Origin of the sequence: Uruburuella testudinis, assembly GCF_022870865.1 — a bacterium.
Taxonomy (GTDB): Bacteria; Pseudomonadota; Gammaproteobacteria; order Burkholderiales; family Neisseriaceae; genus Neisseria; species Neisseria testudinis.
On the sequence record NZ_CP091508.1, the window covers coordinates 1,549,531 to 1,570,513 of the forward strand.

At 54.1% G+C, this 20,983-nt stretch carries 16 protein-coding genes; 6 read left to right on the forward strand and 10 right to left on the reverse strand.

Annotation, left to right across the window (positions count from 1 at the left end; genetic code table 11):
* Positions 1-6 precede the first annotated feature (6 nt).
* Complete coding sequence (locus LVJ83_RS07140; RefSeq protein ID WP_244783836.1) at positions 7-168, reverse strand: hypothetical protein; 162 nt, start codon at positions 166-168, stop codon at positions 7-9.
* A gap of 69 nt (positions 169-237) precedes the next feature.
* On the opposite strand from LVJ83_RS07140, the gene LVJ83_RS07145 reads away from it, so the two are divergent.
* The 4 genes from LVJ83_RS07145 to LVJ83_RS07160 all read left to right on the forward strand — a co-directional run bounded on the left by LVJ83_RS07145 (position 238) and on the right by LVJ83_RS07160 (position 4,057).
* On the forward strand, positions 238-1,197 hold the full coding sequence (locus LVJ83_RS07145; protein WP_244783837.1) for an acetyl-CoA carboxylase carboxyltransferase subunit alpha: 960 nt from the start codon (positions 238-240) through the stop codon (positions 1,195-1,197).
* A 227-nt stretch (positions 1,198-1,424) separates the two neighbouring features.
* The gene (tilS, locus tag LVJ83_RS07150; protein ID WP_244783838.1) at positions 1,425-2,780 is read left to right on the forward strand and encodes a tRNA lysidine(34) synthetase TilS; all 1,356 of its coding nucleotides are present in this window, start codon (positions 1,425-1,427) and stop codon (positions 2,778-2,780) included.
* A 73-nt stretch (positions 2,781-2,853) separates the two neighbouring features.
* Complete coding sequence (gene rpoE / locus LVJ83_RS07155) at positions 2,854-3,453, forward strand: RNA polymerase sigma factor RpoE (RefSeq protein ID WP_244783839.1); 600 nt, start codon at positions 2,854-2,856, stop codon at positions 3,451-3,453.
* 4 nt (positions 3,454-3,457) lie between these two features.
* The gene (locus LVJ83_RS07160) at positions 3,458-4,057 is read left to right on the forward strand and encodes an RseA family anti-sigma factor (protein WP_244783840.1); all 600 of its coding nucleotides are present in this window, start codon (positions 3,458-3,460) and stop codon (positions 4,055-4,057) included.
* 324 nt (positions 4,058-4,381) lie between these two features.
* Here the strand turns inward: LVJ83_RS07160 and LVJ83_RS07165 are convergent, their stop codons facing one another.
* The 4 genes from LVJ83_RS07165 to glnD all read right to left on the reverse strand — a co-directional run bounded on the left by LVJ83_RS07165 (position 4,382) and on the right by glnD (position 10,281).
* Positions 4,382-4,642 carry a hypothetical protein gene (locus tag LVJ83_RS07165; RefSeq protein ID WP_244783841.1) on the reverse strand — a complete coding sequence of 87 codons (261 nt, stop codon included), beginning with the start codon at positions 4,640-4,642 and terminating at the stop codon, positions 4,382-4,384.
* 176 nt (positions 4,643-4,818) lie between these two features.
* Complete coding sequence (locus LVJ83_RS07170; RefSeq protein ID WP_244783842.1) at positions 4,819-6,981, reverse strand: heavy metal translocating P-type ATPase; 2,163 nt, start codon at positions 6,979-6,981, stop codon at positions 4,819-4,821.
* A 284-nt stretch (positions 6,982-7,265) separates the two neighbouring features.
* Positions 7,266-7,475 (reverse strand): heavy-metal-associated domain-containing protein, encoded by a 210-nt coding sequence (locus LVJ83_RS07175; RefSeq protein WP_244783843.1) that lies wholly within the window; start codon positions 7,473-7,475, stop codon positions 7,266-7,268.
* 244 nt (positions 7,476-7,719) lie between these two features.
* Complete coding sequence (gene glnD, locus LVJ83_RS07180) at positions 7,720-10,281, reverse strand: [protein-PII] uridylyltransferase (protein ID WP_244783844.1); 2,562 nt, start codon at positions 10,279-10,281, stop codon at positions 7,720-7,722.
* Positions 10,282-10,597: 316 nt separating this feature from the next.
* Here glnD and LVJ83_RS07185 point away from each other — a divergent pair, with 316 nt between their 5' ends.
* Complete coding sequence (locus tag LVJ83_RS07185) at positions 10,598-11,947, forward strand: MFS transporter (protein WP_244783845.1); 1,350 nt, start codon at positions 10,598-10,600, stop codon at positions 11,945-11,947.
* A 292-nt stretch (positions 11,948-12,239) separates the two neighbouring features.
* On the opposite strand, the gene LVJ83_RS07190 is transcribed toward LVJ83_RS07185, so the two are convergent.
* From LVJ83_RS07190 to clpB, 5 genes are all read right to left on the reverse strand, one after another.
* Complete coding sequence (locus LVJ83_RS07190) at positions 12,240-12,737, reverse strand: DUF4442 domain-containing protein (RefSeq protein WP_244783846.1); 498 nt, start codon at positions 12,735-12,737, stop codon at positions 12,240-12,242.
* 207 nt (positions 12,738-12,944) lie between these two features.
* Positions 12,945-13,805: a CAF17-like 4Fe-4S cluster assembly/insertion protein YgfZ gene (gene ygfZ, locus LVJ83_RS07195; RefSeq protein ID WP_244783847.1), complete on the reverse strand. Its 861-nt coding sequence runs from the start codon at positions 13,803-13,805 to the stop codon at positions 12,945-12,947.
* Positions 13,806-14,058: 253 nt separating this feature from the next.
* Positions 14,059-15,207 carry an FAD-dependent monooxygenase gene (locus LVJ83_RS07200; RefSeq protein WP_244783848.1) on the reverse strand — a complete coding sequence of 383 codons (1,149 nt, stop codon included), beginning with the start codon at positions 15,205-15,207 and terminating at the stop codon, positions 14,059-14,061.
* Positions 15,208-15,543: 336 nt separating this feature from the next.
* Positions 15,544-16,788 carry a multifunctional CCA addition/repair protein gene (locus LVJ83_RS07205; protein WP_244783849.1) on the reverse strand — a complete coding sequence of 415 codons (1,245 nt, stop codon included), beginning with the start codon at positions 16,786-16,788 and terminating at the stop codon, positions 15,544-15,546.
* 128 nt (positions 16,789-16,916) lie between these two features.
* Positions 16,917-19,499: an ATP-dependent chaperone ClpB gene (gene clpB / locus LVJ83_RS07210; protein WP_244783850.1), complete on the reverse strand. Its 2,583-nt coding sequence runs from the start codon at positions 19,497-19,499 to the stop codon at positions 16,917-16,919.
* A gap of 291 nt (positions 19,500-19,790) precedes the next feature.
* Between clpB and trpS the strand changes: the two genes are divergently transcribed.
* Entirely contained in the window at positions 19,791-20,801 is a 1,011-nt protein-coding gene (trpS, locus tag LVJ83_RS07215; protein WP_244783851.1) for a tryptophan--tRNA ligase, read from the forward strand.
* Positions 20,802-20,983 lie beyond the last annotated feature (182 nt).

The following is a 20,983-nucleotide window of genomic DNA, read 5'->3' on the forward strand; positions in this document are numbered from 1 at the left end:
AGCGGCTCAAGCGAGGGCGGGCGGCTGTCCGGCAGAGGGGTATCGGCCTGCTCTGCAAGGTTTCAGACGGCCTTGGAAATATTCCTTAAGAAATACAGCAGTTAATAAGCAGAAAAACAACGGCAGGCCGTCTGAAAACTTGCCGGCCTGCACGATAAAATAGTTCATAAAAGCTGCCAAAACAGCCATCTTCGAGTATGATAGAGCATAAATCTTACTGACGAGAGCAATCGTGATATGAAACCTGTTTTTCTGGACTTCGAACAGCCCATTGCTGAATTAACCAAAAAAATCGATGAACTGCGCTTTGTGCAGGGCGAGTCCGCCGTGGATATTTCTGATGAAATCACCCGCCTGCAAAAGAAAAGCACCGATTTGACCAAATCGATTTTCAGCAAGCTTACCCCTGCACAAGTGTCGCAGGTATCGCGCCATCCGCAGCGCCCCTATACCATGGACTATATCAAAGCCATTTTTACCGACTTTGAAGAGTTGCACGGCGACCGCCATTTTGCTGACGATAAAGCCATTATCGGCGGCTTGGCACGTTTCAACGGCCAAAGCGTGGTGGTCATCGGCCATCAGAAAGGCCGCGACACCAAAGAAAAAATCCGCCGCAATTTCGGTATGCCGCGCCCCGAAGGCTACCGTAAAGCCTTGCGCCTGATGGAAACTGCCGAAAAATTTCATTTGCCGGTGATGACGTTTATCGATACACCGGGTGCCTATCCCGGCATCGGCGCCGAAGAGCGCGGTCAATCGGAAGCCATCGGCCGCAACCTTTACGAGCTTACCCGCCTGCGTGTGCCGGTGTTGTGCACCATTATCGGCGAGGGCGGCTCCGGCGGCGCGTTGGCGATTGCCGTGGGCGACTACGTGAACATGCTGCAATATTCCACTTATTCGGTGATTTCTCCCGAAGGCTGTGCTTCGATTTTGTGGAAAACCGCCGAGAAAGCCGCCGATGCGGCTCAGGCGCTGGGCATCACGGCTAAGCGCCTGGCCGATTTGGACTTGATCGACCGTGTGATTGAAGAGCCTCTGGGCGGCGCCCACCGCAATCATGTCGAAATCACCGCTCGGGTAAAAGAAGTATTGACCGAGCAGTTGCGCACCGTGCAGGATATGCCGATGGCCGATTTGCTGACCCGCCGTTTTGACCGCATTATGGCTTACGGTGAGTTTACTGAAAAATAAGCTGATAAAAGCATGATACCGCACAAGCAGGCAGCCTACGGTCTGCTTGTTTTTTTGCTTATGGCTTAGGGTGTTCTGACCATTCGATTTACGGATGCTTTTTGCCCCTGGAAACGCATATGCTGCGTTAAAAAGCCTTGCATCTGCATTTTCAGAGTAAACCCCCTCATAAACGACATCAGGACACCCTAGCCGTTGCGGCGGTCTGTTTGACGGAATAAACCGATATGAATCCAATGACAGCACCACACGAAACCGCGCCTGATCTGCCGGCCGCGCTGGCGGCTGCCTGGCCGTCTGAAATCGGCGCAGGCAGCGGTATCGAGGTCGGCTTGAGCGGCGGATTGGATTCGGTGGTGTTGCTGCATGTGCTGGCCGGTTTGCGGGAGCGCTTCGGCTTTGGTTTGCAGGCGGTGCATGTGCATCATGGTTTGAATGCCGCTGCCGATGAGTGGGCGCAATTTTGCCGGACATTGTGTGAGCGGCTGGCAGTGCCGCTGCGGCTGGAGAAAGTGCAGGTCGGCACGGCGGGATTGGGCGTGGAAGCAGCCGCCCGAAAAGCGCGTTATCAGGCATTCGCGGCCAGCCGTTGCGGCGTGTTGGCGTTAGCGCACCACCGCGATGATCAAGTGGAAACGTTTTTACTGGCGGCTTTGCGCGGCGGCGGCCTGCGGGCGCTGGCGGCGATGCCCGAGTGGCGGCCGTTGAACGGTAAAACCCGTATTTGGCGGCCTTTGCTGGCTTTCCGCCGCGATGAATTGGCTGCTTATGCAGCGGCGTATGGTTGGGATTTTGTGCAGGATTCGAGCAATGCCGATAATGCATTGTTGAGAAATTGGTTGCGCAACGAAGGCCTGCCGCCGTGGCGCGACAGATTGCCGCATTTGGATGCGCATATCGTGCACAGTATCGGCGCCCTGCAAGATGAGTTGGCTTTGTTGGAAGAAATCAGCGGGCAAGATTGGCAGGCGGTTCATCACAACGGCAGCTTTGATGTGTGCCGCTGGCGTGCGCTCAGCGATGTCCGCCGCCGCCAGCAGTTGCTGCGCCTGGCGAAACACCATCATTTAGGCATGCCCGGCAGCGCTTCTGTGGCCGATTTCGCACAAACGTTGCTGCATCTTCAGACGGCCTCTGCCCAATGGCATTTACCGCACGGCCATGTTTATGCTTACCGCAACCGCCTGTTTGCACAGCCGCATGATTGGCTTTCAGATTGCCCGTGGCTGCCCGAGGGTAAAACAAGCACCGGCCGTCTGAACAATCTCTTAACAGAAAACGGTTTTACCTTGCGGCCTAATCTGTTTGGGTTACGTGAAGAAGTGTTAAATTCTGCGGGCGGCATTCGGGCGGTTGCTGCCGCAGATGTGATAAATCTTGCCGTTGGTCGCAAAAGTGTAGGGAAAATTTTACAAGAATGCAAAGTGCCGCCGTTTGTCAGACCATATTGGCCGATTGTAACGGATAGTGAAAATCGCTGTGTGGCTATTGCTAATGTGTGGGTAAATGTTCATTATGGCTGCCGAAATGGGGTTCTGCCGGTTTTTGAACCATTTAACCGATTTATTTTGGAACCAAAATGAAGGTAAAGCGTCATACCCGATATAAAGCACGCTTTGCCGACAGCGTTTGTCATCAAGGAATTAAAGGTTAGACATGAACGATCGTCAAATCGATCAGGCATTGGTAGAGCGTGCGCAAAAAGGTGACCACAAAGCGTTTGAGCTGCTGGTGTCGAAATATCAGCGCCGCCTGACCCGCCTGCTTTCTCGTTTTATCAAAGATGAGCACGAGGTCAACGACGTTGCCCAAGAAGCACTGATTAAAGCCTACCGCGCCTTGCCGAATTTTCGCGGCGAGAGTGCATTTTATACTTGGCTTTACCGCATCGGTATCAACACCGCAAAAAACTTTCTGGTGACTTCCGGCAAGCGGCCGTTTGTCAGCGCCGATGTTGCCAATGATGAAGGGGATATTCTCGATTTAGCCGATCAGCTGGCCGACCATCACACGCCGGAAGCTGAAATGATGAACCGGGAAATTTTGCAGACGGTGGAGTCTGCCATAGCCAAGCTGCCCGATGATTTACGGAAGGCCATTACCCTCAGGGAAATGGAAGGCTTGTCTTACGAAGAAATTGCTCAGATTATGGACTGTCCGATCGGTACCGTACGCTCGCGCATTTTTAGAGCACGCGAGGTAATCGCCAAAGATTTAAGGCCGTTATTGGATACGTCTGAAGACCAAAGGTGGTAGGGAAATGGCCAATAAAAAACAAGATTTCGAATACGTGTCTGCCGCAATGGACGACGACGGGCTCTCGGAAGAGGCGCTCGACAAATTGTTGTCTGATGCCGATGCGCAGCAAAAATGGTATGAATACCATTTGATTCGCGATTATCTGCAACACGCCAAACCGATTGTGGGTAAAGACATCAAAATGTCGGAAACCGACTTTTCCGTTTCGCTGCAACAGGCTGCCGCAGAAAACAAACAGCGCTGCGGTGCCCGCCAGCAGCAAAGCGGCCGCACGGCCAATGCCGCCAATCACGCCTTTATGCGGTTTGCCGCTGTAGCCAGCGTGTTGGCCGTGGCCGTGGCGGTTTGGCAGATGTGGCCGCAGGCGGATCATACTGCGGCTGCCGTGGCTGCGTCTCAGCAGGCGCCGGTACAGAAAACTGATGCGGCCATCGTGCCGGTGGGCGGTCATGCTGCTGCGGCGCCCAAGCAAGATGTGGTGGTGCCCAATGCCGCATTGGCCAACCAAGCGCAGGCGGAGCAACGCTCTGCCGTGCGGGTGGAAAAGCTGAATGAAGCGACAGCGCCTCAGGCGGCCAGCGCTGCGCAGGCCGTGCAATAACAGGTTAAATGCACGTTTGAGCAGACGCAGGGTATTTTATCAACATGGTTTGCCCGCTGCTGTTGGTTGAAATACAAAAAAGCTTTTGCCCAATGGCAAAAGCTTTTTTGTTTGCTGTATGACCGGTTTATATATTTGACTATATATCCGGCATGAAAATAATCGGATTGTGTTGGCTTTCTTTAGCTGCGTTATAGTAAAAAATAATATAAAAAGGCCATATTATCGGGCCGATATACGGGAAAAGGCCGTCTGAACGGTTGGTGTGTGCAACTGTTCAGACGGCCTTTTTACCGGTGATTGAATGATGGCGGTTTGCAGTTTTTAGCGGTGTGCGGCAAATTTGTTGTGCCGGTGTTGCGGCTTGCGTTGCGTCCATTTTCGGTAGGCCGAAAGTAGCGGCGGGGCGGCGAGCACGGTAAGCGTGATGGACACCATCAGCAGTGCGGCATAGTTTTTAAAAATATCAAAATCAAATGCATAGCGGAAAAATGATGCGGTGAATAAAGTCAGCATCACAACCAAGGCCAAGCCGATCGCGGAAGTGAGCAGCTTGGCAAACCAGTGGGTTTGGCTGGGTTTCATAAGCTGTCCTGTTTTGTCATGGTTGGGTAATATTATAAATAACGTGCGGATAAATTTGAGCGGAAAGGGCTTTAAATTGGGTAAATAAACCGCAGGGCATTGGCGGCTATGTGTTTGAAATGAAACGGCATGTAAAAAATGATGCCGTCTGAAAGGTTTCAGACGGCATGAAATGGTCAGTCGATTTTCACCCATTTCAGGCGCATGGCGTTGCTGAGTACCGAAATTGAGCTGAGCGCCATGGCCGCGCCGGCAATAATCGGGTTGAGAAAGCCGAATGCAGCCAGCGGAATGCCCAATACATTGTATATAAAAGCAAAAAATAGATTTTGTTTGATGTTTTTCAGTGTGGCGCGTGAAACCAGCAGTGCATCAACCATTTGATTGACCGAATGCTGCATCAGTGTGGCCGAGGCGGTGTGTTCGGCCACATCGGCCCCGCCTTTCATGGCAAAGCTCACATTGGCGGCGGCCAGCGCGGGCGCATCGTTGATGCCGTCGCCCACCATGGCTACGGTTTTGCCGCTGTTGCGCAGTTTTTGTACGGCGGCGGCTTTGTTGCGCGGGCTCATATTGCCTTGTGCGTGAGCGATGCCGAGTTGCGCGGCGATGTAGGCCACCACGCTTTGATGGTCGCCGCTCATCACATAAACATCGATGCCGTGTGCTTTCAGACGGCCTATGGCTTCGGCGCTGTCGGTTTTCAGTTCATCGGCCAGGGCAAAAGCGCCGGCGGGAACATCGTTGACCGATACGGCGACAATGCTGGCAATCTGCCAGATTTCGGCGGCATCTTCGGGCAGGGTCAGGCCGCACCATTCGGGTTTGCCCACTTTGACACGGCCGAAACCGGATACTTCGGCTGCAATGCCTGCGCCGGCTTCGGTTTTGGCGTTGCGGGATTCGGGAATATCGGGCAGGCGTTCGAGTGCGGCTTTGACGATGGCGTTGGCCAGCGGGTGGGCGGCGTTTTGCTCAACGGCGGCAGCGGCGCGGTATAAATCGGCTTCGCTATACGCGCTCTCTGACGGCAGCCACACCGCGGCTACTTGCGGGCGGCCTTGCGTGAGGGTGCCGGTTTTATCGAGCACCACCGCATCTACATGCGCGGCTTCTTCCATGGCGGCGGCGTCTTTAAACCAAATACCGTGATTCACCGCTTTGCCCATGCCCACCATAATGGCGGCGGGCGTGGCTAAGCCGAGTGCGCACGGGCAGGCAATCACCAGCACGGCCACGGCATTCATCAGCGCGTTTACCCAATCGGCGCTTATATACCAAGTGATGAGGAAAGTGAGCGCGGCAATGCCCACCACCACGGGCACAAATACGGCGGCCACTTTGTCGGCCACGCGGGCAATCGGCGCTTTGCTGCCTTGTGCTTCAGAAAGCGCGCTCATCATGTCGCCCAGCAGGGTTTGGCTGCCGAGCTGTTCGGCACGGTAGACTATGCTGCCGTCGGTCATCATGGCGCCGGCCAACACTTTGCTGCCGGCGGTTTTGGCTTCCGGCTGCGATTCGCCGGTGAGATGGCTTTCATCTGCCCAGCCGTTGCCGCTTGCCACGATGCCGTCGGCGGCAATGCGTTCGCCGTGGTTGGCACGGATGATATCGCCGATTTGCACTTGGTTAAGCGGCAGGCTCTGCCAGCGGCCTTCACGTTGCACGTTAACATTTTTCGGCGTGAGTTTCAGCAGCAGGCCGAGGCTGTTGAGGCTGTGTTTTTTGGCGCGCTCTTCCAGAAATTTGCCCAAGCTCACGAAGCCGATCACCATCACGCCTGCTTCAAAATACACGTGCGCCATGCCGTCGTGCCCCATGGCGCGGTGTGAAAACAGCATAAATACCGAATAGAGGTAAATCGCTACCGTGCCGATGGTTACCAATACGTCCATATTGGCAAGGCCGCCTTTAATCGATGCCCACGCGCTTTTGTAAAACGGCACCGCCAGCCACAGCTGCACGATGCTGGCGAGCGCAAACTGCCACATGGCGGGCATCATCCAATGGTGATGGCCGCTCATCATGCCGGCCATGCCGATGATAAAGGGAATATTGATGGCAAACAGCAGCCATAAGCGCCAGCCGATATGGGTTTCTTTGATTTCAGCAGGCGCATCGTCGGTTTGCAGGGTGGCGTGATAGCCTGTTTTTTCGATAATGCCGGCGATTTCCTCGGCTGTGGTGCGGTTGCCGTCAAACGAAATTTGCGCTTCTTCGCTGGCGAAGTTTACGCCGGCTTCGCTGATGAAATCTTTTTTGTTCAGCACTTTTTCAATGCGGTTGGCACAGGCCTGGCAGGTCATGCCGTCGATGCTGAAGCGGGCTTTTTGTTGCATGACGGGCTCCTTATCGGGTTTCAGACGGCCTAAAGAGGTATGGAGGCCGTCTGAAAATATCATTCTGAAAATATCATAGGGTTCAGGTGATTGATATGCTGCCGGTTGGTTTCATGCCCATTTGCAAAAGTAAGCGGGCAAGACGGGCCAACGCGGTTAGGTTGTTTTTGTGAATAGGGTTTCAGACGGCCTCCACACCTCTTTAGGCCGTCTGAAAGCAGGGCGGGTAAAACACACGTGTTATACCGAGCTGTCTGCAAAAGTGATGTTTGCTTTAAACCGTGTTACACGGCGGCATCAAAACCGGCATCTTCCACGGCTTCAATCAGCGTTTCAGTTGAAACTTTGGCCGGGTCGTATTCGATTTCAGCCTGAGCCGCCGCCAGATCGACATTGGCTTGGCCTACGCCGTCAAGCGCTTCCAATACGCGGGTAACGCTGTTGACACAGCCGCCGCAAGTCATGCCGCCGATATTGAGTGTGATGGTTGCCATAAGATTTTCCTTTGTGTCAGATACGGATGTCACTATAAACCTTAACGCGGGGGTAAGGTCAAGGGTTTGGCAAACGAAAAGCCTTAGGGTGTTCTGACCATTCGATTTTCAGGTGCTTGGTTACCCCTTGAGAATGCACTTATTGCACTAAAAATATAATGATATATAGATTATCGGAATGCTCAAGGCCGTCTGAAAAAATGTTCAGACGGCCTTTTGTAAGCGGATATTGAGGTTGCCAAACTTAATTGCTCAACTGCTCAAACAGCGCCTGTTTTAATTCGAGCTGGTTTTTGGGGTTGTCCAAATGCGGGCTGTAGAGCACGAAGCTGTCTTCTACGCGCTCATCGAGCGTGCTCACTTTGGCATAACGCAGGCTGATTTCCTGTTCGGAAAGCACTTCGGCGATGTTGGCCAGCAGATAGGGGCGGTTGACCGCTACCAATTCAAGCGTATACCAGCCGGGGTAGTCTTCTTCGGGCATCAGCCGTATGCCGGGCGCGATCGGCAAATGGCGGCTGCGGCGGCTGCGTATGCCGCAGGTGGTATCGTCTTCTTCGCTGCGGCAGCCGTGGATGAAGTTGTTCAACTCGGCTTCGAGAGCGCTTTGCAGGTTGGGATAATCAGGGTGTTCGTGTTGCGGTGGAATCTGCACGATAAAGGTGTCGAGAATATAGTTGTGCGCGGTAACAAAGGCGCGCGCCGCCAAAATGTTGAGGCCGTGGTGGCTGAAAATGCGGCTCAGGCGGGCAAACAGCTTGGGTGCATTGGGCATAAACACCATCACTTGCAGGGTGTCGCTGGCGGGCAGGAATCGGGTGCGGGTTTGCGGGGTATCGGTATTGTGCACCAGGTTGGCGGTGTGCCAGAGGATTTCCTGCAATTCGTGGCGCACGAAATAGGCGGGGCCGAGCGCCTGCCATAATTGTTGCTGCTGTTTTTCGGGTGTGTTGGTTTGGGTGAGCAGATCAACGGCGCGTTGCTGGCGGCGGCTGACGATAACGGTGCGGCTGCTGGTTTCGCCGGCCAGATGGCGGCGGGCTGAGTGAAACAGGTTTTCGAGCAGGCTGGCTTTCCAGTCGTTCCACAATTTGGGGTTGGTGCCGCGGATGTCGGCTACGGTAAGCAGATAAAGCGCGGTCAGGCGCTCTTGCGTTTTCACGTGTGCGCAAAAGCGGGCGATGACGTCGGGGTCTTGAATGTCTTCTTTTTGAGCGGTCGACGACATCAATAAATGATCTTCCACCAGCCAGGTAAGCAGGCTGCTTTCCTCTTCGCTTAAAAAATGGTCGGCGGCAAACGCGCGGGCATCGGCAATGCCTTGCTGGGCATGGTCGCCGCCGCGGCCTTTGGCAATATCGTGAAACAGGGCGGCCAGGTAGAGTATGTATTGTTTGTCGAAGCCGTGCATCAGCGCCGAGGCAAACGGCAGCTCGTGGCTGTGGGCATCCATGGCCAAGCGGCGCATGTTGCGTAAAACCATCAGAATGTGGTCGTCTACCGGATAAATGTGAAATAAATCGTGTTGCAGCAGGCCGACGATTTTGCCCCAGGCCGGCAGGTAGCGGCCGAGCACGCCGTAGAGGTTGAGAAAGCGCGCCACATGGGTGAGGCCGCTGCCTTGTTTGAAAAAGCCGATAAAGCGTTCGCGGTTGACCGGGTTTTCATAAAACCGGCGGTTGATTTTTTGCGAAGCGGCCCACCAGCCGCGCAGGGTTTGCGGGGCAATGGTGGTGATGTCGTTGCGGCTTTGCAGAATTTGAATGATTTTGAAAATATGGGTGGGCTTTTGGGCAAACAGTTTTTTATCTTTTGCGGCAATCTGGTTGCCGACCTGATAGTAATCTTCATCAATATTGTGCACGATGCGGGGCAGGCGCGAATAAACGCGGCCGCGCAGCATCGGCAGCAGAATGCCGTTGAGCTGTTTGACGGTTTTGGTGGCGCGGTAGAGTGTGCGCATCAGCTTTTCGCTTTTGATGTATTGGGCATCGTCGCGCAAATCCATGCTTTCGGCCACTTGGGTTTGCAAATCGAAAATCAGGCGGTCTTCTTCACGCCCGGCGGTGAGGTGCAGGTCGATGCGGATTTTGGCCAGCTGTTTGTGGCTGTTCATCAGCATGCCGGCTTCGGCGCGGGTGATGATGCCCTGGCTGATGAGGGTATGCACTTCGGCATCAAGCCCTTGCGCTTTGGCGAGCCACAGCATGGTGTGGATATCGCGCAGGCCGCCCGGGCAGGTTTTGACGTTGGGTTCGAGCACCGCGCCCGAGCCTTGTGCTTTGGCGTGGCGCTGCTGCATTTCCACCAGCTTGGCTTCGATAAAAGCGGCGGTGTCGCGTTGCAGGCTCATGCGTTGCAGGGTGCGCTCGGCGATGATGTGGCTGCCGCAGATAAAGCGCGCTTCAAGAAAGGCGGTATCGCTGGTGATGTCGTCTTGCGCACTTTGGCATAATTCGTCGATGCTGCCGGCTTTGATGGCGGGGGCGAGCTGCATATCCCATAAGGTTTGCACAAACGAAGCCACTTTTTCTTGCTCCGCTTCGGATAGCGGATGCGCGGCGACAACGGCCAAATCCAAATCGGAACCGGGATACATTTCACCGCGCCCGAAACCGCCGGTGGCCAGCAGGCATAAAGCGCTGCCGGCGAAAATTTCCTGCCAAAGTGCGCCCAATGCCGTTTCAAGCGCTTTGCCGTAGCTTTCGAAAAACACCATCGGCAGGCGTTTGGCACGGTAGTGTTCGATGGCTTGTTGTTTTTTGAAGTGTAAATCTTGAATGGCAGACTGGATAACGGTTTGCATGAAAATCTCTCTTTACGCTTTAACATTTTAAATATAAAAGCTCAGGCTTATCTGCGATGAGGGCTTTTCAGACGGCCTGTTTGTTTCAATTTTGTTTCAATGATGCGGCGGTTACTTGAATTTACAATAGACTATTTTTTGTAAATTGGCTATAGTTTGATGCCGTTTGGCTTTCCGCCGGCTCCTTTTCAGCTTACCCGACAGCAGAGTTGCAGTGACCCGCTTTATACTCTTGAATGCCCTGCCCATAAGGCAGGTTTGCGGTAAATAAGGCCGTCTGAACACAGGTTAGATAAAAACTTTCAGGAAATAGTATATGAATACTGCAACAACAACTGCTGTACAGCTGCGCAACAATCCCTATAAAGTTGCGGTGGCTTCTATGGTGGGCACCGCCATCGAATTTTACGATTATTATATCTATGCCGCGGCGGCGGTGCTGGTGTTTAACAGCCAGTTTTTTGATAAAAGCAACCCGAATGCGGCCATTTTATTATCACTTTCCACTTTGGCGCTGGCTTTTTTTGCCCGCCCGCTCGGCTCGGCATTGTTCGGCCATTTCGGCGATAAAATCGGCCGTAAAAAAACATTGGTGGCTTCGCTGCTGACCATGGGGGTTTCTACGGTGGGCATCGGCTTGCTGCCCACTTATCAAAGCATCGGCTTGTGGGCGCCGTTATTGCTGTGCGTGTGCCGCATCGGCCAAGGCTTGGGCTTGGGCGGCGAGTGGGGCGGCGCGGCGCTGGTGGCCACTGAAAATGCGCCCGACGGCAAACGCGCCTGGTTCGGCACTTTTCCGCAATTGGGCGCGCCCATCGGCCTGCTGTTGGCAAACGGCGCCTTTTTCGGCGTGAGCGCTGCATTTGGTGCTGAGGCTTTGGTGGAATGGGCGTGGCGGATTCCTTTTCTGGCTTCGGCGGTGTTGGTGCTGGTGGGGCTGTATATGCGGCTGACCCTGCATGAAAGCCACGTGTTTCAAGAGGTGGAAGACAAAGGTCTGAAAGTGGATGCGCCGGTGAAAGAAGTGTTGGTGAAGCATGCCGGTCCGATTATTCAGGGCACATTTATCATGACCGCCACTTATGTGTTGTTTTATGTGATGACGGCTTTTGTGCAGGTGTTTTCAAAAAGCCCGGTGGCGCTCTCTGCCGCCGGCCACCCGACCGGCCTGGGGATTCCGGCCAATACCTTTACCGGCTTTTTGATGATAGGCGCGGTGGTATTCGGCATTTTTACCAGCATTTCGGGCTTGTTTGCCGATAAAATCGGCCGCCGTGCCTGGTTGATGGCAGTTACCGTGGGTATTATCGCCTTTGGTTTGGCGATGCCGTTGTTTTTGGATAACGGCACACCGATGAGCGTGTTAACGTTTATTGTGGTGGGTTTGATGCTGATGGGCTGCACGTTCGGGCCGATGGCGGCGCTGCTGCCGGAGCTGTTCCCCACCGAGGTGCGTTATTCGGGTGCATCGCTGGCTTATAATCTGGCTGCCATTGTCGGCGCATCTGTGGCCACGATTGTGGCCATCAAGCTCAATGAAAATTTCGGCCTGATGGGCGTGGGCGTGTATCTGGCGGTTAACGGCGTGTTGTCGTTGCTGGCACTGTGGAGCGTGCATGAAACGAAAGACGTCAGCCTGATGAGGCGTGAGATTTACGAGCCTTGATGAATCAGGCCGTCTGAAGAAAAAAGAGGCTTTCAAGCCTCTTTTTTTGGTTGTTGGATTTGGCAAGGTATTTTCATCTTTAATACTCATTTATACCAAATCACAAAAATAACCTAACGGTGTTGGCTCGCCTTGCCATACCGGCTGTACTGCTTCGGCTCGCCACCTTGTTAGCTTACTTTTGTGAATTGGTATTATTCAAATCGTGTTGAAACCGGCGCTCCGTTGCTTAAAGATGCCGTCTGAAAGCACCTTCAAGGGCTTTGAGTGCAGGCGGGTCAGCGCAGATGGTTTAACTTAAACAGCTATCGTTTTCAGGCGGCCTGAAAGCCGGTTTCAAGCGGATATAAAGCGTGCGGTTGACTTCGGCAACGGTTTCGCCTTTGCTGTCGGTCAGCAGGGTGTGCAGCTCAGGGAAATATTTGCCGCCGCCGGCGGTATTTTCACGAACGGCGCGCAAAAAATCATCGCTGATGGTGCAGTTGAAAAACACTTTGCCGCGGCCGGGGCGGATAAAGTCGATGTGGGCGGATTTGTCCCAAATAAAATATTTGTCGCCCAGCAGCCCCATCAGCATCAGCGAGTAAATCGGATCGGTCATCGCAAACAGGCTGCCGCCGAATTGGGTGCCGTTGGCGTTGCGTGTGCCCGGCCAGTTTTTCAGCACAACGCGGCAGTGGCGGAAATCATCGGAAAGCTCAGTGATGCGGATGCCGGTAAATAAAAACGGCGGCCACAGATTTAACAACCGGCGCAGACGTGCGGGTTTGGCGAATACCCAGTTTTTCATATTTTCTCCTGATGTTTTTATATGGTTATAGCCATTTGAGACGAAGCGGGCTTGTCCTACGCAGCAGATGTGTTTTCAGATAAAAAGCACCCGTAAGATAAAAGCGGTGCAAAGCATCGTTTGCACCGCTTTATTTAAGCATATTTTTCAGACGGCCTGATGAGAAAATTAGGGTTTGAGCTCGATGGCAGGCCGTTTTGTTGATGGTTAATTTGCTGCTTCTGTGGTGAAAAACAGCGTTTCTTGTTGCAGGGCACTGCCGTCGGCATCGGTAAGCACGGCTGTGGCGGCGGAGAATTTGATCACGGCCAGATTGATGCTGCCCTCGGGGCTGTGGGCGCTGTTGATGATGATGCCGGCTTCTTCACCGTTTGCCTGCACGGCAATGCCCGCTGCTTCGAGGGAGGCACCGCTTAATACGGCCAAACCGCGTTTGACTTGGCCGCGGTATTGGGCACGGGCGATAATTTCTTGGCCGGGGTAGCAGCCTTTTTTGAAATGTACGCCGCCGATGGTGTGTTGATTTAACATTTGTGCCACGGCATTTTCGCTGGTGGCGGCGGAAATCCACGGGTAGCCGCTTCTGATTTCGTGTGTGTTCCAGGCATTTTCGGCAGCGGCGTCATAATCGGGGAGCGCTGCGGCAGGGCCGATGCTGAAGCGGCCGCCGTGCGGCAGGGCGGCGGTCCAGATATTGCTTTGCTGTGTGGCCGCAAATGAAAGAGCCGGGGTATCGGCGCCGGCGGCAACGGCATCTGCGGGCAGGGCGCCGGCGGCGGCAAATTCGGGCAGAGGTTCGAATACGGCTTTGGCGCGTAAAACAAACATACGCAGGCGTTTGATGACCGGCTCGGCTAAGTCGGCAGCCAGCGCCAGCAGCAAATCATCACCGCGGTTGAGCACCAGCATATTGGCAATCACGCGGCCTTTGGGAGTGTTGTAGGTGGCATAGCAGGCTTCGCCGGGCTGCAAATGCTCGATATCGTTGGAGAGTTGGCTGTGTAAAAAGGCAGCAGCATCAGCGCCGCTGACGCGGACAATGCTGAAAAAAGGCAGACGGGTAGGCATGGGGCAATCCTTATTGATGGCGGTTGGATGTGTATGGCAAGCGTGTTTTGTCGTGGTTTATATAAGGCCGTCTGAAAGATTTCCAAGTGCTTTCATTATGGCCGGTTGCGGCGGTTTACCTTAACGGCTTGTCTGCCTATAGCGGAATGAGGAAAGAAGTGATAAAGACGCAGCCACGCCGTAGCACTTTTTTTATTCATTTCACTATGCTTTGAACATGGTTTCAGACGGCCTGAGGTTGGCAGCGGCCGTGTTACAGGCCCATGGCATGTTTGATCATTTGGTGTTTCAGTGGGGCGGCGGCGTTAACCAGATTGAGGCCGTTGTTGCGCAGCCACGGCAGGGCGGGTAGGCTTTGGTTGCCGAAAAGGCGGAACAGCCCGTCGCAGGCAAGCTGCATGGTGCGCACCGGCTCGAGACGGTTTTGCATATAGCGCTTCAGCAGCTGATGGGCGCCGAGATCGGGCGTGCCACGGCTGAGTGCGGCAAATTCAATCACATCGCCGAAGCCCAAATTCACACCTTGTCCGGCCAGCGGATGAATGGTATGGGCGGCATCGCCGATGAGCATGATGCGTTGTGCAACTGTGGTTTCGGGGCGGCGCAAGATCAGATTAAAGGCAAAAGCGGGCGAAAGCGGCGAGAGTTTGCCCAAAATGCCTCCGCCTTGTTCGGTAACGGCATGGGCGAGCGCTTCGGGCGGCAGCAGGGTGAGTTTTTCCGGCTCGGCCGTGCTCCAAACCATGGAAATTTTATTGCCGGGCAGCGGCAGATAGGCCAAAACTTCGCCGTTTTTAAACCATTGGTAAGCCGTGCCGCCGTGGCTTTTTTCAGTGTGGAAATTGGCGACCACGCCGTGATGGCCGTAAGCATCTTCTTTAACGCGGATATCTGCCTGGCCGCGTACCCACGAGCCGGCGCCGTCGGCACCGACAATCAGCTTGGTTTTCAGCGTTTCGCCGTTGTCGAGTGTGAGTGTGGCGCTGTCAATTTCGGTGGCGATGGCGGCGGCCGCTTCGGTGAAAACGGGAATATCGAGTGCCCGAATTTGTTGCCACAAGGCGGCCAGCAGCCAGCGGTTTTCGGCAATGCTGGTCAGCCTTTCGGCATGAATGGCCTCAGCGTCGAATTCGATGCGGCCGCCGTTATCCCCGCGCACATCCATCCGGCAAACCGCTTGTATACGGCTTTCAGACGGCCATGCCTGAAGTGATTGCAAAAAAGCCCGGTTGGCAGGGCTGATGGCATAAATACGCGCATCCCAGCCCTGTTCGAGCTTGGCGGTATCAGCGGCGGGCGGACGGATTTCAAGCAGGGCAACCCGGCGCTGCTGCTGTTTCAGAGCAACAGCCATGGCGGCACCGACCAAGCCGCCGCCGATAATCAGAGCATCGTAAATCATGAGGAAGCGCTTTGTTTGGAATAATGGGATTATACCCGTTTCAGACGGCCTTTAGGGTGTCTTGAGCATTTGATTTATGGGAGTCGTTAGCCCTTGAAAACACATCTGTTGTGTTAAAAATACTCGTAAGGTATCCAATCTTGCTGCGTTTTTGCCCGGCATCTGTATTTCCCGGAACAAAAAACTCATAAACGAATGGTCACGATATCCTATAGAAACGGCAATTAAATAACTAAATTTTTTAAATCAATCTAATTGTTTTAAAAAGAAATTAACAAAAGATTTTTAGAATTAAAATTGCCGAATCTATAAAGAAAGGCCGTCTGAATAAGCCGTTTAATGCCTGGCGGCTGCATGTTCGAGTTTGTAGGCCTGTTGCAGCGGGCTGATTTTTTCCAGCCGCGCTTTATCGATGGCGGCGGCGATTTTTTCGGGCTGGTGCTGGTGGGCGGCGGCGATGGCGGCGGTGTCGATATGGTTGGCGGTGTGGCGTAAATCCAGCCAGTGTTCACGTTGCGGGTAGGGGGTGTGTTCACGGTTCAGGCGGCCTTGCGTGTCGGCCACGCACACATTCAAGGCCGTCTGAAAGCGTTCGGGGCGGCGGAAGGCATCGGTTTTTTTCAATGTATTCAAAATGGTTTGCGGCCGCAGTTCGGCAACGCTGTGAAACATGATATGCCAGCGGCACACTAATTCGGCCAGCTCGGCGCAGGCTTTGGGTACCCGCCAGCGGGCGTTGACGGTGCGCACGGGTTCGACGCCGGCGAGGTCGTGGCCGTGGTGGCGCGGCAGAATATCGGCGGGAGTGTGTGCTTTGCCGAGATCGTGCAGCAGCGCGGCATAGCGTTCGGGCAGGCTCAGGTTCATATCGGCGGCACGTTGCAATACCATCAGTGTGTGTATGCCGGTGTCGATTTCGGGGTGGTAGTCGGCGCGTTGCGGTACGCCGAAAAGCGCATCTACTTCGGGCAGCAATATTTTCAATGCGCCGCATTCGCGCAGGATTTCGATCATGATACGCGGTTGCGGTTCCATCAGGCCTTTGGCCAATTCCTGCCACACACGTTCGGCCACCAGCGCATCGGCTTCGCCTTCGGCTACCATCTGCTGCATCAGCACCATGGTTTCAGAGGCCACCTGAAAACCGTAGCGGGCGGCAAAGCGGGCGGTGCGCAAAATCCGTACCGGGTCTTCGGCGAAGGCGGGGGATACGTGGCGCAGCAGGCCGTCGGCCAAGTCGTTACGGCCGTTAAACGGGTCGATGATACGGCCGTCTGAAGCCTGTGCCATGGCGTTGATGGTTAAATCGCGGCGGGCGAGGTCTTGCTCGAGCGTAACGTTTTTGTCGGCATAAAAGGCGAAACCGGCATAGCCTTTGGCCGTTTTGCGTTCGGTGCGCGCCAGGGCGTATTCTTCGTGGCTGTCGGGGTGCAGGAACACGGGAAAGTCTTTACCCACCGGCCGGTAGCCGGCTTTGAGCATGGCATCGGCATCGGCGCCGACCACTACCCAATCGCGGTCGCTGACGGGCAGGTTTAATAAGGCATCGCGCACTGCGCCGCCAACCAGATAGATTTGCATATTGAGGCCGTCTGAACAATAAATGGTTTCATTATAATAGACATTGATGTTTTATACACAGGGAAAGGCCGTCTGAAAACGTTATTCAGACGGCCTTGCGTTGCGGGTTGCGCGGATGTGGTGTTTGGTTAAATCAAGCGGTTAAACACCAGTTTGCCGTTGTCGGCCTGCACGCTGATGGTGGATTCCGGTGCGTAGCGGCCTTCGAGCAGTGCTTTGGCGAGCGGGTTTTCGATTTCGGCCTGAATCGCGCGTTTGAGCGGACGGGCGCCGTAAACGGGGTCGAAACCTGCTTCGGCAATCACATCCAGCGCGGCATCGTCGACGTGCAGATGCAGGTTCATGGCGGCGAGGCGTTTTTCCAGGCTGTGCAGCTGGATTTTGGCGATGCTGCGGATGTTCTCTTGGTCGAGGCCGTGGAATACTACCACTTCATCGATGCGGTTGATCATTTCGGGGCGGAAATGTGCTTTCACGTCTTCCATCACCACTTCTTTTACCGCTTCGTAATCGCTCACGCCCATTTGCTGGATGTGTTGGCTGCCGATGTTGGAGGTCATCACGATCACGGTGTTTTTGAAGTCTACCGTGCGGCCTTGGCCGTCGGTGAGGCGGCCGTCATCCAGCACTTGCAGCAGAATGTTGAACACATCGGGGTGGGCTTTTTCTACTTCATCAAGCAAAATCACGCTGTAGGGTTTGCGGCGCACCTGCTCGGTGAGGTAGCCGCCTTCTTCGTAGCCGACATAGCCCGGCGGCGCACCGATTAAGCGGGCGACGGCGTGTTTTTCCATGTATTCCGACATATCGATGCGGATAAGATGGTCTTCGCTGTCAAACAAAAAGCTGGCCAGCGTTTTGCACAATTCGGTTTTGCCCACGCCGGTGGGGCCTAAAAACAGGAAGCTGCCGTAGGGTTTGTTGGGGTCGGCAAGGCCGGAGCGCGAGCGGCGGATGGCATCGGATACGGCGCGTACGGCTTCATCTTGGCCGATGACGCGGCTGTGCAGCACGTCTTCCATTTTCAATAGTTTTTCGCGTTCGCCTTCCATCATTTTGCTCACCGGAATGCCGGTCATGCGTGAGACGATTTCGGCCACTTCGTCTGCCCCTACTTCGGTGCGGAAGAGCTTGTTGGCTTGTTTTTTGTCGGCGCTTTTTTCTGCGGCTTCAAGCTGTTGGCCGAGCTTGGGCAGCTCGCCGTATTCTAATTCGGATGCGCGGCCGAAATCGCCCTGGCGTTTGGCCTGCTCGATTTTGACCTTGATGTCGTCCATCTGTTTTTTGATGTCGGCGGTGCTGGAAGACGAGGCTTTTTCGGCTTTCCAGATTTCGTCTAAATCGGCATATTCTTTTTGCAGCTCGCCGATTTCTTCGTCAATCAGCTCCAAGCGTTTTTTGCTGGCATCATCGCTTTCTTTGGCAACGTGCATTTTTTCCATGCGCAGTTGGATGATGCGGCGGTCGAGTTTGTCCATCTGCTCGGGTTTGCTGTCGAGCTCCATTTTGATGCGGCTGGCTGCTTCGTCAATCAAATCAATGGCTTTGTCGGGCAGAAAGCGGTCGGTGATGTAGCGGTCGCTCAGCTCTGCCGCGGCCACAATCGCAGGGTCGGTGATGTCGATGCCGTGGTGGATTTCATAACGCTCCTGCAAGCCGCGCAAAATGGCGATGGTGTCTTCTACGCTCGGTTCGTCGACCAATACTTTTTGGAAACGGCGCTCCAGCGCGGCATCTTTTTCGATGTATTGGCGGTATTCGTCTAAAGTGGTGGCGCCGATACAATGCAGCTCGCCGCGTGCCAATGCCGGTTTGAGCATATTGCCGGCATCCATCGCGCCATCGGTTTTGCCTGCGCCGACCAAGGTGTGGATTTCATCAATGAAAATCAGTGTTTGGCCGTCGTCTTTAGCCAAATCGTTGAGCACGGCTTTGAGGCGCTCTTCAAACTCGCCGCGGTATTTGGCACCGGCAATCAGTGCGGCCAAGTCGAGCACCAGCAGGCGTTTGTTGCGCAGGCTTTCGGGCACTTCGCCGTCTACAATGCGTTGTGCCAGGCCTTCTACAATCGCGGTTTTGCCCACGCCCGGCTCGCCGATGAGCACGGGGTTGTTTTTGGTGCGGCGTTGCAATACCTGAATGGCACGACGGATTTCGTCGTCGCGGCCGATAACCGGGTCGAGCTTGCCTTCACGGGCGCGCTCGGTTAAATCGGTGGTGTATTTGCTCAGGGCTTCACGCTGGTCTTCGGCGTTGGGGTCGTTGACGGTTTCGCCGCCGCGCACTTCGTCGATGGCAAGATTCAATTGTTTTTCAGTGATACCGGCGCTTTTGAGAATTTTGCCGGTGGGGCCGTTTTCCTGAATCAGACCGAGCAGAAACAATTCGCTGGCGATATAGGCATCGCCGCGTTTGGTGGCGGCTTTGTCCATCAGGTTGAGCGCATTTTGCAGCTCACGGCCGGGCAGTATTTCGCCGCCTTGGCCGGAAACTTTAGGCAGGCTGTCGAGCAATTGTTGCAGCTCGCGTTTGATTTGCGCCACATTGCCGCCTGCTTTCACCAAAAGGGCAGACATGCCGCTGTTTTGGTCGTCGAGCAGGGCTTTCAATACATGGGCGGCTTCGAGATAGCCACTGTCTTGCGCCAATGCCAGGCTTTGGCCGGTTTGCAGGGCTTGCTGGAATTTGGCGGTTAATTTGTCGAATCTCATGATGATTCCTTTGCGGTTTATGATTGGATAGCGGCTATATTGGGCTGCCTGTGGGTAAGTCAAGAAGAAAAAGCTTGAATTTGCCGTGAAAATGTTTATATTTACCTTATCTATATGAATATTATTTGAATTATTTTTAATGTGCTTGTGGATAAAATTTAATGAACGATGTGCGGATAATGGCAAAAAGCCGTTTTCAGGCCGTCTGAAAGCCGGGATGAAGCGGTGGCTTTGATGTATAATTACAAAATTTTCCGGGCTGCCCGGCCATTTGAACAAGAAAGCAGAATCATGAGCAAAAAACGTGTTTTAACCGGCGTGACCACCACCGGCATTCCGCATTTAGGCAATTATGTCGGTGCCATCCGCCCGGCTATTGCGGCTTCCAAAGCGCCCGCTACCGAATCGTTTTTATTTTTGGCCGATTACCACGGCATTATCAAATGCCACGACCCGGCCATGATTCACGAGTCTACCCAAGCGGTGGCCGCCACTTGGCTGGCTTGCGGCCTCGACCCCGAACGCACCACGTTTTACCGCCAATCGGATATTCCTGAAATCATGGAGCTGAACTGGATTCTAACCTGCATCACCGCCAAGGGCTTGATGAACCGCGCCCATGCCTATAAAGCAGCGGTGCAGGACAATCTCGATAAAGGCCAGGAAGACCAAGATCACGGTGTGGAAATGGGCTTATACAGCTATCCGATTCTGATGACCGCCGATATTCTGATGTTTCAGGCCAACGAAGTGCCGGTGGGGCGCGATCAAATTCAGCACGTGGAAATGGCGCGCGATATCGCCGGCCGCTTCAACCACCGTTTTCAAGAGCTGTTCACTTTGCCGGAAGTGAAAATCGATGAAAATGTGGAGCTTTTGGTGGGCTTGGACGGGCGCAAGATGTCGAAAAGCTACGGCAACACCATCCCGTTGTTTGAGGGGGAGAAAAAACTGCAAAAGTCAGTCAACAAAATCGTCACCAACCTCAAAGAGCCGGGGGAGCCCAAAGGCACCGATGAAAGCCCGTTGTTTGAAATCTATAAGGCATTTTCCACACCGCAGGAAACCGCTGCATTCGCTCAAGCTTTGGCAGAAGGGCTGGCTTGGGGCGAGGCAAAAAAAATGTTGGGCGCGAAAATCAATGCCGAGCTGGCCGAACCGCGCGAGCGCTTTAACGAGCTGACCGCCAATCCGGCACAAATCGAAGCCATTTTGCAGGCCGGAGCGCAAAAAGCACGCCAAGAAGCGCGTTTGCTGTTAGACGCTGTGCGCGATGCCGTGGGCGTGCGGGCGTTGAAATGAAATTAAGATAACGTTGAGATGCCCACATCAAAAAGCCCGCCATGTTGCTGCATCGGCGGGTTTTTGGTTTTGTGAATGGGTATTATAAGGCCGTCTGAAAAGATTGAATGATGCTAGGGTGTTATGACAATTCGATTTACGGGTGCTTTTAGCGCAAAAAAGATGATGATATATAACACATC